This is a genomic window from Vibrio sp. 99-8-1 (assembly GCF_013114595.1).
Classification (GTDB): domain Bacteria; phylum Pseudomonadota; class Gammaproteobacteria; order Enterobacterales; family Vibrionaceae; genus Vibrio.
The window spans coordinates 32,496-44,411 of the sequence record NZ_VTXE01000039.1; the positions used below are offsets into that span (position 1 = coordinate 32,496).

The following is an 11,916-nucleotide window of genomic DNA, read 5'->3' on the forward strand; positions in this document are numbered from 1 at the left end:
TGTTAGGAACCTCATGACTTCGACACTTTTGGCTGAACCTTTGCAATCTAATGATGCTGAACGTGTACTCAATGAGGTATTCGGTTACCAAGAGTACCGGAGCGGCCAACAAGAAGTAATAGAGTCAGCTTTATCAAACCAAGACAGTTTGGTTATTATGCCTACGGGCGGTGGTAAATCACTTTGCTATCAAATTCCAGCGTTAGTAAAAGATGGTTTAACACTGGTTATCTCTCCGCTGATCTCTTTAATGAAAGATCAGGTCGATCAATTAAAAGCAGACGGTGTCGCAGCTGAGTGTATCAACTCCTCTTTACCCAGAGATGAATTGATTGCTATTTATAACAGAATGAATAGCGGCGTTCTTAAGCTAGTGTATGTTTCTCCTGAACGAGTATTAACTCAAGAGTTTCTTCAGCGTCTTTCGCACCTTAACTTATCAATGATCGCGGTTGACGAAGCACACTGTATATCTCAGTGGGGCCACGACTTTAGACCAGAGTACGCTGCTCTGGGGCAATTAAAACAGCATTTCCCATACGTCCCCTTTATGGCTCTTACTGCAACGGCAGATGAAGCGACGCGTGAAGATATACTATCTCGTTTAAGCCTAGAGAATCCTTGTCAGTATCTGGGTAGCTTTGATAGACCGAATATCCGTTACAACTTGGTCGAAAAACATAAGCCTGTTTCTCAGGTTATTCGTTTTCTTGCTAATCAAAAAGGGCAGTGCGGCATTATATACTGTGGCAGCCGCAAGAAAGTGGAAATGTTGACCGAGAAACTGTGCAATAACCATATTAGGGCGGCAGGTTATCATGCAGGTATGGATGCAGATGAAAGAGCTTATGTTCAAGATGCCTTTCAAAAAGATGATATACAAATTGTCGTGGCCACTGTTGCATTTGGAATGGGTATTAACAAGCCTAATGTTCGTTTTGTGGTGCATTTTGATATACCTAGAAATATTGAATCCTACTACCAAGAAACTGGCCGAGCGGGTCGAGATGGTTTACCAGCAGAAGCGATGATGTTGTATGACCCTGCGGATATGTCATGGTTGCGCCGTATATTAGATGAAAAGCCAGATGGCGCGCAAAAACAGGTAGAGAGTCATAAACTCAATGCGATGGGGGCGTTTGCAGAGGCGCAAACGTGCCGCAGACAGGTGCTTCTTAATTACTTTGGCGAATATCGTCATGAGCCATGCGGAAACTGTGATATTTGCCTTGACCCTCCTAAACATTTTGACGCTACAGAAGCGGCGCAAAAAGCGTTGTCCTGTGTCTACCGAGTAAAGCAAGGTTTTGGCATGGGCTATGTGGTTGAAGTATTGCGAGGTATGCAGAATATTAGAGTGAGAGAAAATGGTCACGATAAGATTTCTACCTATGGCATTGGTCGAGAACATAGTCATGACTATTGGATTAGTATTATCCGTCAGTTGATACACAAAGGGCTTTTGAGCCAAAACATCACTCGAAATTCAACGCTTCAGCTTACAGAAGAGGCTCGTCCACTGCTCAGAGGGGATAGAGAATTAGAACTAGCGGTTCCTCGCTTGGATACTTCGGTTAGAAATGCTAGGTCAGATAAGTTGGCGAATAAGCATTATGATAAAAAGCTGTTCGCTAAATTGAGAAAACTGCGTAAGAGCATTGCCGACGAAGCTGGAATCCCTCCTTACGTTGTGTTCAGTGATGCCACACTTATTGATATGGCGGAGATTCTACCAACATCTTATGGTGAAATGCTGGCGGTTAATGGCGTCGGGCAGGTAAAACTGGATAAATACGCTGATGATTTTCTCGACCTTATTCAGGAGCACTTAACTCATGGCTAACTCTGTTGTTTGGCAACTTAAAGAGCATATTGCGGATGGCAAACTAATACTTAGTGGCCCATCATTTGATGTTGATAGTTTTCCTGCAATAGGTAATGAGTTAGTTAGAACTCTTTCTGCCACTATCGTAGAGAAGCAGTTTGATGCTGATTTACACTCTTGGTTGATTGACTTTGAAGGCTGTCGTTTTTTTCTCAGAGCGGAGCATTACACAGAGTCAATATGGCTAGAAGCGGTGTCAATTAATGAAAGTGAAGAAGAGTTGAACTATCTTGCCAAACTCTTTAGCGCGGGTATTTAACGACTCGACTAATGGTGATGTTGTTGGGAATATTTAGCTTATTTTCATACTAAAACGTTTGCTTATTATTGCGCTATTGCACCGTGATATGATTAAGGTATAATCGCCGCCCGCTCAGTTGAGCGAATTACATTACGGGTTTGAAGTGATTGGCACTTCAACAATTGGGTTCCCTCCACCCCATCAACAAAAAGGTTTAGCATGAGTAACTTTACCCCTGCGCAATTGCGCAAAGCCCTTTCAATTCTTGTTCTGTTTCACTTGGTGATTATTAGTTCTAGTAATTATTTAGTGCAAATACCCTTTACTGTTTTCGGGCTACATACCACTTGGGGGGCATTCACCTTCCCATTTATTTTTCTAGCGACTGATCTAACGGTTCGTATTTTTGGTGCCAAACTAGCAAGAAATATTATTTTCTTTGTTATGTTGCCTGCGCTATTGGTTTCTTATTTCTTGTCGGTTGTCTTTTTTGAAGGACAATTCCAAGGGTTAGCTCAGTTAAGTGAGTTCAACTTGTTTGTCGCTCGAATTGCGATAGCCAGTTTTATGGCCTACTTACTTGGACAGATATTAGATATTTATGTGTTTAATCGACTACGCCAAATGAAGCAGTGGTGGATTGCACCAACTTGTTCTACCTTGTTTGGCAACGCATTAGATACGTTAGCATTCTTTGCGATTGCTTTTTATAACAGTCCTGACGCATTTATGGCCGAACACTGGCAAGAAATTGCGTTGGTTGATTACGGTTTCAAGCTGGTTATTAGTTTAGGTTTGTTTGTACCAATGTATGGTGTATTACTGAATTACTTAATTAAAAAGTTAACAAGTATTAATCCTAAACTAACTATTTCGGGTGTAGAAGCGAACTAAACGCTTTTATAGCGCGCTTTCGATGCAAACAAAAATAGGGCGATTCTCGCCCTATTTTTATGTCATCTATATTTTGTTAGTCCATCTTATCTATTCAGTGGCTATGACAGTTAACGGCCAATTTAAATCAGACTGACGATTAGATTCTATTTCTAACTCTGCATTGGTTAGTGGATTTTCATCCAACCACTTTTTGCTGATACTTAATTGCAAGTTATCTTCCTCAGCATGTAAATGATAGAGAGGGATAAGATCAAAGCTACGACGATGCGTGAGTATTATTGATATCCGCAATAGGCGAAGTATGCGCTTACTACTGGTATCTGATAGAGCATGTTGGGTAGGCATTGTGGTGAGTTGATCTTTATATCGTCTGGCGGTTTCTGACAGGTAGCACTTTTGAGCTCTTGTATAACCAGGTAGATCAAGGTGTTGTAAAAGATAGGCGCTATGTTCACCACCTTTTTTAAAGTCTATAGATAGACCAATTTCATGCAGTTGGGCTATGGTATCCAGCAACATTTTAGCGTGAGACTCAGGAAGCCAATTTGGCCCACACTGCTTTAATAGTGTGTTGGCGACAACGGAAACTTGATGAGCATACTCTTTATCTATTTGATACCGAGTTTGAACACTGTTGATGGTTCTCGCTCTAATATCATTTTGACGCATCGGCTCGATCATTTCGTAGGCGAGACCTTCTCGTAATGCTCCACCTGCCAGAGTCATGCAGTCGATTTCCAATAGTTCAAAGACAGCAATAAGAATAGATAGCCCACTAGGAAAAACGAGTGCTCTTTCAAGGGTTAACCCTTCAATTTCCAACTCTTCTAAGTGAACAGAACTCATCGCCTGTTTTTGCAATCGTTTTAGCTTAGACAAAGTAATTACTTCATCCATGCCTTGAGCCAACATGATCTCTTGCAATGCTTGCACAGTGCCACTGGCACCAACACAAACATCCCAACCGATAGATTGATATTGTTGCAAAATAGGCTGTAAGGTGCATTTTGCTGCATCTATAGCGTTGCTAAAGTTGCTATTGGTTAGTTGACGATCTTTGAAGTGCTTTTCGAGCCAAGTGACACAGCCCATTTTTAAGCTTGTGAGGGCTTTCGTTTCGAACCCTTTACCGATGATGATTTCGGTACTAGCACCACCAATGTCAACCACCAGCCTGCGTCCCGTTCCCCCTGATGTGTGAGTCACACCTCGATATATAGTCGCGGCTTCTTCTTCACCGCTTATAACTTCGATCGGGTAACCTAGAATGCTATTCGCTTTTGATAAAAAAACATCCACATTGGTTGCGGTACGTAAGGTCGCGGTACCTACAATACGGATGTTTTCTTTTGGTATGTCTTGCAACCTTTCCGCAAATAAACTTAAACAGTCCCATCCTCGCTGCATGGCTTCAATACTTAATGCATTGTTTTCGTCCAAACCGGCTGCCAAACGTACTTTTCGTTTAATCTTAGCCATAGTTTGGACACTGCCATCGATATGACGCACGACGAGCATGTGAAAGCTATTTGACCCAAGATCAATAGCTGCATAAAGCGGAGATGACACTGCTTGATTCATATTTGCGTTGTATTCCCTTAGTTGCGAGGTGGTCTTGAACGATAATTGCGTTTATTGCGGTTGCCGTTTCGTGCTCCGCCAGTATTCGTTCTGCGCATATTTGGGTTACGGTTTCTGCTTCGTAAAGGAGCAGGTAAATCGTCAATCAGTGCGTCAGCATCATAATCAGATACAGAAATAGTATGTTCAATATACTCTTCAATTGCAGTTAGATTGATAGCATACTCTTCACAAGCAAAGCTGATAGAGTGACCACTTGCGCCCGCACGACCTGTACGACCTATACGGTGAACATAGTCTTCACAATCGTCAGGGAGATCATAGTTGAATACATGCGTCACTTGAGGAATATGAAGTCCGCGAGCTGCGACATCCGTTGCAACAAGTATATCGACATCGCCATTAGTGAACTGCTCAAGAATTTTTTCACGTTTCTTCTGCGGTACATCCCCAGTCAATAGACCTACACGGTGACCATCAGCAGCTAAGTGTCCCCAGATAGAGTCGCACTTGTATTTGGTATTCGCGAAAATAATGGCGCGATCTGGCCAATCCTGCTCAATTAGAGTTTGCAGTAGAGACATTTTATGTTCATTGGAAGGATAAAATAGCTCTTCCTGAATTCTGTGGCCGGTTTTCTGCTCTGGTTCAACTACCACATGTTCTGGGTTATGCATGTGCTCAAACGCCAACTCTTGTACTCGATAAGAGAGGGTGGCTGAGAATAGCATATTCAGTCTATCTTGAGGTTCCGGCATGCGACGGAACAAAAAGCGGATATCTTTAATAAAGCCTAAATCAAACATACGGTCAGCTTCGTCTAGTACTACCGCTTGAATATGATTAAGGTCGAAAACTTTTTGTTTATAGAAATCGATAATACGACCGGTTGTTCCGATCAAAATATCAACGCCAGACTCTAGTTTAGCTCGTTGCTTGTCATAACTTTCGCCACCGTACGCTAAGCCAGCTTTGATGCCAGTTGATTCAACCAGTGATTCAGCGTCGTTATAAATCTGAATAGCCAGTTCACGCGTAGGCGCCATGATTATTGCTCGTGGCGATGAAACTTTTTTGCCTTCAACAGCAGGTGTTTTCAGTAAGTGATTAAAAATAGCAGTAAGAAACGCTAAGGTTTTACCAGTCCCAGTTTGGGCCTGGCCTGCAATGTCTTGGCCGGTGAGCAGTACCGGCAACGCCAAGGCTTGGATAGGGGTACAAAATTCGAACCCTTTTTTGTCCAATCCTTCAATGACTTGCGAGTGTAAATCGAAGTCGGCGAACTTTTGCTCTGTGATGTGCGTCTTTTTCATTGTTATAGAATATCAGTTTAGGGTTGCAATACGGAAGCAAATACATTCCAATAGAGTATCTATTTTCTGGTTATCATCCAACCAGTAGCATATAAACACATTGGAGTGGAAGATGAGTGATAAGATTTTGCAGCTTTCTGATGAAGCATTTGATAGTGATGTAATCAAAGCTGCAGGCCCGGTTCTTGTTGATTTTTGGGCTGAATGGTGTGGTCCTTGTAAGATGATTGCCCCAATTCTAGATGAAATTGCAGAAGAATACGAAGGTAAGCTCACCATTGGTAAATTAAATATTGACCAAAATGCAGGAACTCCACCTAAATTTGGTATTCGTGGAATCCCAACACTACTTCTTTTTAAAGATGGAAGTGTTGCAGCAACGAAAGTTGGTGCATTATCAAAAACTCAATTAAAAGAGTTTTTGGACGCAAACTTATAATACAGTTTGCACTCGATGAGCGAGAAACCGCGCACCTTAACAAATGCGCGGTTTTGTTTTTTGTAAAACTAGACTAGACTACTTTTTAGTGATAGTTTATCGCACGATAAATAAACAAATGTTCATTTCTTGGTCGATCCTGAGACCGAAAATATCTTAACTAACACATACAGATCCTATTTTGACTACTAAAGTATCTACTACTATGAATCTGACTGAACTGAAGAACAGGCCTGTTTCTGAGCTTGTGAAACTTGGCGAAAGCCTAGGTCTGGAAAACCTTGCACGTCTGCGTAAGCAAGACATTATTTTCTCTATCCTAAAAGCTCACGCAAAAAGCGGTGAAGATATTTTTGGGGATGGCGTTCTTGAAATCTTACAAGATGGCTTTGGTTTCCTACGAAGTGCGGATAGTTCTTATCTTGCTGGTCCTGATGATATTTACGTATCACCTAGCCAAATTCGTCGTTTTAACCTAAGAACCGGCGATTCTATTTCCGGTAAAATTCGACCACCGAAAGATGGTGAACGTTACTTTGCACTTTTAAAAGTAAATACGGTTAATGACGATAAGCCAGATAATGCCCGCAATAAAATACTGTTTGAAAACTTAACACCATTACATGCTAATGAGCGCATGGTGATGGAGCGTGGTAACGGCTCAACAGAAGACATCACGGCACGTGTTTTAGATTTGGCATCTCCGATTGGTAAAGGACAACGTGGCTTGATTGTTGCCCCACCAAAAGCCGGTAAAACAATGTTGCTGCAAAATATTGCGCAGAGCATTGCTTATAATCACCCTGAGTGTGAGTTAATGGTGCTTTTGATCGATGAGCGTCCAGAAGAAGTAACCGAAATGCAGCGCCTAGTTAAAGGTGAAGTTATCGCGTCTACTTTTGATGAGCCAGCCTCTCGTCACGTTCAAGTTGCTGAGATGGTGATTGAAAAAGCGAAACGTCTAGTCGAGCACAAGAAAAATGTAATTATTTTATTGGACTCAATCACTCGTCTAGCTCGTGCTTATAACACTGTGGTTCCTTCATCAGGTAAAGTTCTGACTGGTGGTGTAGATGCGAATGCTTTACATCGTCCAAAACGATTCTTTGGTGCCGCACGTAATGTTGAAGAAGGTGGTAGTTTAACTATCATTGCAACAGCATTGGTTGATACAGGCTCTAAAATGGATGAAGTTATCTACGAAGAGTTTAAAGGTACAGGTAATATGGAACTGCACCTTAACCGTAAAATCGCTGAAAAACGTGTATTCCCAGCCATTGACTTTAATCGCAGTGGTACTCGTCGTGAAGAGCTTCTAACTAAGGCTGACGAACTACAGAAAATGTGGATACTTCGTAAAATCGTTCACCCTATGAGTGAAACCGATGCGATGGAGTTTTTGATCGACAAGCTTGCGATGACTAAAACCAACAACGAGTTTTTTGATGCAATGCGAAGACAGTAGCATTTAAGCTAGCTGAATATAAGAACACCAGCCATACTTTATGGGTGGTGTTTTTTTTTGCTCTAATTTTTATTAATCTTATTTGGAGAGTCACTATGCGACATGGAATGTTGTGGACCTTTCTACTGATTTTACCTTGGTTATTTCAAACCGCTTTTGCACAAGAGATTACCCCTAGCACTCGTCAGTTATGGCTAGAAAGTGACAATGTTCAGCAAAATACAGCAGACATAGTGCGCTTTGCACGTGTTGGCGATGTTGATGCTATGGCTCAGGCATTAAGTCAGTTGCCTACAAATGAGCAAGAAGCGGTACGTTTTTTATTGTTAGAGCATATTGAAACAGAGGAGATGCTGCTTACCGCAGAGGTTGCAGAGTATGTACAGAGCCTCTCATTGATAGCACCTGCATTTTATCTTCGCCATTTTGGTGATGGCTACGAGTTTGTGACGCCTGCATTTTCTTATCCTTCGATAGCTAATCGTATTGTCAAAAAATGGCAGTATGATCAAAAAGTAACCCAATTCATTTTGGCGGTTGAGCGGCAAGAATTAAGTTTAGAAAAATGGCTCAATGAAGGTAGCTTGACGGAAAATAAACTTAGAGAGCAACTTTTGATCGCAGAGATGGATGGATTATCCCCTCCAGCTATTTTATTTCTTGTCGAACAAGTGCTCCAAACGGATAACAAGATAATTTTTTGGCTTCCCTCCAATGCAGTCATGGTCAAACTTGCCCAGTTAAGTAATCAGCCGAAGCTCTATAGCATGCTATGGAAAATGAAGACAGATAAGAGTAGTAAGCAAGAGTTGTTTCGTTTGATGGAAGTAGCAGATGAGTTTTCTATAAAGATGATCATAGGTTCCGCTTCTAATCCTTCTTTAAATGAAGAAGTGATAAAATATTTTGCCGCTAAAAGACCGAAAGTTGAAGTGATAGAAGATTTTTTAGTCGCAAGTTTGTCTGTAAAAGAAAATGATAAAGCCTATTTCACTGCAAGTGAGTTGTCCAAGCAGGGTTATGATAAGTGGTTGAAGGAGTTACTCATATCAACCCCTTCGGTAAATAGCGGTGCAATTAAAAAAGTGTTATCAGAGTGATATCGTTTCGAACCGTTAACCAATACCCCTTACCCTAAGCCAAGGTCGAACCGCTAAGTTGCTTGGGTATATACGCCATTTGTTATAATATTGTTTTTTTATTTAGTGATATTTAGCCCTATGAATTTTAAGGACTTACGTGAGTTTATTGCCTACTTAGAAAAACAGGGGCAGCTTAAACGAATTACTCACCCTATCGATCCTCACTATGAAATGACAGAAATTAGTGACCGAACACTAAGAGCAGGTGGTCCTGCTCTGTTATTTGAAAACCCGATTGGTTATGACATACCTGTGCTGACGAACCTATTTGGTACTGCACAGCGAGTGGCTATGGGGATGGGGAGAGAAGATGTCTCTGAACTAAGAGAAGTCGGTAAGTGGTTGGCCTACTTAAAAGAACCAGAGCCACCGAAAGGACTTAAAGACGCCATAGATAAAATACCGGTATTTAAACAAGTATTAAATATGCCCACTAAGCGACTTCGTAAAGCGCCATGCCAAGAGATTATTTGGCAAGGTGATGAGGTAGATTTAGATAAGATACCAGTAATGAGCTGTTGGGCTGAAGATGTTGCTCCATTATTAACTTGGGGTTTGACGATAACAAAAGGTCCAAATAAAAAACGTCAAAACTTAGGTATTTATAGACAACAAAAACTAAGTAAAAACAAAATTATCATGCGATGGCTTGCGCATAGAGGTGGAGCGTTAGATCTTCAAGATTGGATGGAATCTAATCCAGGAGAACGCTTTCCTGTCACGATTGCATTTGGTGCTGATCCCGCAACTATTCTCGGTGCGGTTACGCCTGTTCCTGATACTTTGTCTGAGTACGCTTTTGCTGGATTACTGCGAGGCAGTAAGACCGAAGTGGTTAAATCGATAAGCAATGATCTAGAGATTCCAGCCGGGGCAGAGATTGTTTTAGAAGGTTATATCGATCCCGAAGAGTTCGCCGATGAAGGGCCTTACGGAGATCATACTGGTTATTATAACGAAGTGGAGCAACATCGAGTCTTTACAGTAACTCATGTAACCATGCGTAATAAGCCTATTTACCACAGCACATATACAGGCCGACCACCAGATGAGCCAGCAGTGCTAGGTGTTGCTCTTAACGAAGTCTTTGTGCCTATACTACAAAAGCAGTTTCCAGAAATTGTTGATTTCTATTTGCCGCCGGAAGGGTGTTCGTATCGTATGGCCGTAGTGACAATGAAGAAACAGTACCCAGGACATGCTAAGAGAGTGATGATGGGAGTGTGGTCATTTTTAAGACAATTTATGTACACTAAATTTGTGATTGTTTGTGATGATGATGTCAACGCACGAGACTGGAACGATGTGATTTGGGCAATAACAACTCGAATGGATCCCGCTCGAGATACCGTTATGATTGATAATACACCTATTGATTCTTTGGATTTTGCCTCTCCAGTCGCGGGGCTGGGATCAAAAATGGGGCTGGATGCAACTAATAAGTGGCAAGGCGAAACTCAGCGAGAGTGGGGAAGGCCGATTAAAAAAGATCCTCAACTTGTCGCAAAAATAGATGCTATTTGGGATGAGTTAAATATTTTATGAACCATATCGTAACTTTATATCCACAAAATATAGAGTTTGAGGTGTCAGAAGAGACAACCTTGTTGGAAGCTGCACTCAACAGCAATATCAAGTTTCCACATCGTTGTCATATTGGAGCATGCTCTAGTTGCATGTGCCGGTTACTGGAAGGAAACATAGAGTACCAATTGCAACCAATGCTGACAGAAAAAGAACAAGCAGATGGTTGGATGTTTCCTTGCTTAGCTTATGTTAAGTCCAATATAAAACTTACCTTTGAAGAGTAAGAGGAAATAATGATAGTTAATTGTAAAGTAAAGTCTATAGAGCCATTGGCCTCTAATACATGTCAAATAGTGCTGCAACCTATTAAATCCGTAGACTTTAAAGCGGGGCAGTATTTGATGGTTGTTATGGGGGAGAAGGATAAAAGACCATTTTCCATCGCAAGCAGTCCTTGCCGCCATCAAGGTGAATTAGAGTTACATATCGGTAGTGCTGATGAAAACCCGTACTCTCAGGAAGTGGTTGAGAAGATGCGTCAAGTTATGCAGCAAGACAGTACTATAGAGATTGATGCTCCTCATGGTGATGCATGGTTACAAGAGTCAAATAGACCATTGTTACTGATCGCTGGCGGAACCGGCTTTAGTTATGTCCGCTCGATGCTTGATCACTGCTTAAGCCAGAATATCAACCGAGATATCTACTTATATTGGGGGGCTCGAACGGATTGTCAGCTCTACGCTTATAAAGAGTTAATGGAAATAGCCGCACAACACAGCAATATTACTTTTGTTCCTGTTGTTGAACAAGTTGGCCGAAACTGGCAAGGGAAGACAGGTAATGTTCTATCCGCAATCAAACATGATTTTGACAGTTTAGAAGATTATGACATTTACATTGCGGGCAGGTTTGAGATGGCCGGCGCAGCCAGAGAGCAATTTACTAAGGAAAAAAATGCTTTAGTGGAACGTATGTTCTCTGATGCTTATTCATTTATATAATGATAGGCAAGATATCTGATCGAAAAAGGCCTTTTTAGGCCTTTTTTTGTGCAAAGAGAAGAAAAATTAGCCGGAAAAAAGAAAAATCGTAATTATTTAAAAAAAGATGTTGCACCAAAAAGAAATCTCCCTATAATGCGCATCTCCCAACGACGAGACCTTATCAAATAAGGGATTCAGAGAAGGGAAGAAAATTCGGTCTTGAGATAATAATTTAAAAAAGTGTTTGACACATTACGTTATCTCGCTAAAATGGCCGCCCACTTCGATGAGAAAGCTGAAAGGCTTAAAAGTAAAGTTTTACTACTTATTGAAGTTGCTCTTTAACAATTTAAACCTATCAATCTGTGTGGGCACTCGTTGATGACAATCGAAGATGATTCTCTGCTTTCGGGCACGAAATCAACAACGGTTTCAATGAA

The 11,916-nt window shown here is 41.3% G+C and carries 11 protein-coding genes; 9 read left to right on the top strand and 2 right to left on the bottom strand.

What is annotated here, in order from left to right:
- Positions 1 to 13: 13 nt before the first annotated feature.
- The 3 genes from recQ (at position 14) to F0227_RS18465 (ending at position 3,020) form a co-directional block, all read left to right on the top strand.
- Positions 14 to 1,843: an ATP-dependent DNA helicase RecQ gene (recQ, locus tag F0227_RS18455; RefSeq protein WP_171754717.1), complete on the top strand. Its 1,830-nt coding sequence runs from the start codon at positions 14 to 16 to the stop codon at positions 1,841 to 1,843.
- Positions 1,836 to 2,144 carry a DUF3630 family protein gene (locus F0227_RS18460; protein ID WP_171754718.1) on the top strand — a complete coding sequence of 103 codons (309 nt, stop codon included), beginning with the start codon at positions 1,836 to 1,838 and terminating at the stop codon, positions 2,142 to 2,144. The genes recQ and F0227_RS18460 overlap by 8 nt, the downstream gene beginning before the upstream one ends.
- 201 nt (positions 2,145 to 2,345) lie before the next feature.
- Entirely contained in the window at positions 2,346 to 3,020 is a 675-nt protein-coding gene (locus F0227_RS18465; RefSeq protein WP_171754719.1) for a 7-cyano-7-deazaguanine/7-aminomethyl-7-deazaguanine transporter, read from the top strand.
- Between the two features lie 90 nt (positions 3,021 to 3,110).
- On the opposite strand, the gene gppA is transcribed toward F0227_RS18465, so the two are convergent.
- Positions 3,111 to 4,604 (bottom strand): guanosine-5'-triphosphate,3'-diphosphate diphosphatase, encoded by a 1,494-nt coding sequence (gene gppA, locus F0227_RS18470; RefSeq protein WP_171754720.1) that lies wholly within the window; start codon positions 4,602 to 4,604, stop codon positions 3,111 to 3,113.
- A 17-nt stretch (positions 4,605 to 4,621) separates the two neighbouring features.
- Positions 4,622 to 5,917 (bottom strand): ATP-dependent RNA helicase RhlB, encoded by a 1,296-nt coding sequence (gene rhlB, locus F0227_RS18475; protein ID WP_171754721.1) that lies wholly within the window; start codon positions 5,915 to 5,917, stop codon positions 4,622 to 4,624.
- Between the two features lie 112 nt (positions 5,918 to 6,029).
- On the opposite strand from rhlB, the gene trxA reads away from it, so the two are divergent.
- From trxA to fre, 6 genes are all read left to right on the top strand, one after another.
- The gene (trxA, locus tag F0227_RS18480) at positions 6,030 to 6,356 is read left to right on the top strand and encodes a thioredoxin TrxA (RefSeq protein WP_171754722.1); all 327 of its coding nucleotides are present in this window, start codon (positions 6,030 to 6,032) and stop codon (positions 6,354 to 6,356) included.
- A 205-nt stretch (positions 6,357 to 6,561) separates the two neighbouring features.
- Positions 6,562 to 7,821: a transcription termination factor Rho gene (gene rho, locus F0227_RS18485; RefSeq protein WP_171754723.1), complete on the top strand. Its 1,260-nt coding sequence runs from the start codon at positions 6,562 to 6,564 to the stop codon at positions 7,819 to 7,821.
- Between the two features lie 95 nt (positions 7,822 to 7,916).
- Positions 7,917 to 8,921, top strand: coding sequence for a hypothetical protein (locus F0227_RS18490; protein WP_171754724.1), 1,005 nt, complete (start codon positions 7,917 to 7,919; stop codon positions 8,919 to 8,921).
- A gap of 120 nt (positions 8,922 to 9,041) precedes the next feature.
- Entirely contained in the window at positions 9,042 to 10,508 is a 1,467-nt protein-coding gene (gene ubiD, locus F0227_RS18495) for a 4-hydroxy-3-polyprenylbenzoate decarboxylase (protein WP_171754725.1), read from the top strand.
- Positions 10,505 to 10,774 (top strand): 2Fe-2S iron-sulfur cluster binding domain-containing protein, encoded by a 270-nt coding sequence (locus F0227_RS18500; protein ID WP_171754726.1) that lies wholly within the window; start codon positions 10,505 to 10,507, stop codon positions 10,772 to 10,774. Before ubiD ends, F0227_RS18500 begins: the two co-directional genes overlap by 4 nt.
- Before the next feature lie 9 nt (positions 10,775 to 10,783).
- The gene (gene fre, locus F0227_RS18505; protein WP_171754727.1) at positions 10,784 to 11,494 is read left to right on the top strand and encodes an NAD(P)H-flavin reductase; all 711 of its coding nucleotides are present in this window, start codon (positions 10,784 to 10,786) and stop codon (positions 11,492 to 11,494) included.
- Positions 11,495 to 11,916 lie beyond the last annotated feature (422 nt).

What these genes read in the sequence shown, in the direction of transcription:
- recQ (WP_171754717.1), top strand. Translation starts at nt 14, where the DNA reads ATGACTTCGACACTTTTGGCTGAACCTTTGCAATCTAATGATGCTGAA.
- gppA (WP_171754720.1), bottom strand. Translation starts at nt 4,604, where the DNA reads ATGAATCAAGCAGTGTCATCTCCGCTTTATGCAGCTATTGATCTTGGG.
- trxA (WP_171754722.1), top strand. Translation starts at nt 6,030, where the DNA reads ATGAGTGATAAGATTTTGCAGCTTTCTGATGAAGCATTTGATAGTGAT.
- F0227_RS18500 (WP_171754726.1), top strand. Translation starts at nt 10,505, where the DNA reads ATGAACCATATCGTAACTTTATATCCACAAAATATAGAGTTTGAGGTG.
- rho (WP_171754723.1), top strand. Translation starts at nt 6,562, where the DNA reads ATGAATCTGACTGAACTGAAGAACAGGCCTGTTTCTGAGCTTGTGAAA.
- fre (WP_171754727.1), top strand. Translation starts at nt 10,784, where the DNA reads ATGATAGTTAATTGTAAAGTAAAGTCTATAGAGCCATTGGCCTCTAAT.
- rhlB (WP_171754721.1), bottom strand. Translation starts at nt 5,917, where the DNA reads ATGAAAAAGACGCACATCACAGAGCAAAAGTTCGCCGACTTCGATTTA.
- F0227_RS18465 (WP_171754719.1), top strand. Translation starts at nt 2,346, where the DNA reads ATGAGTAACTTTACCCCTGCGCAATTGCGCAAAGCCCTTTCAATTCTT.
- F0227_RS18490 (WP_171754724.1), top strand. Translation starts at nt 7,917, where the DNA reads ATGCGACATGGAATGTTGTGGACCTTTCTACTGATTTTACCTTGGTTA.
- ubiD (WP_171754725.1), top strand. Translation starts at nt 9,042, where the DNA reads ATGAATTTTAAGGACTTACGTGAGTTTATTGCCTACTTAGAAAAACAG.
- F0227_RS18460 (WP_171754718.1), top strand. Translation starts at nt 1,836, where the DNA reads ATGGCTAACTCTGTTGTTTGGCAACTTAAAGAGCATATTGCGGATGGC.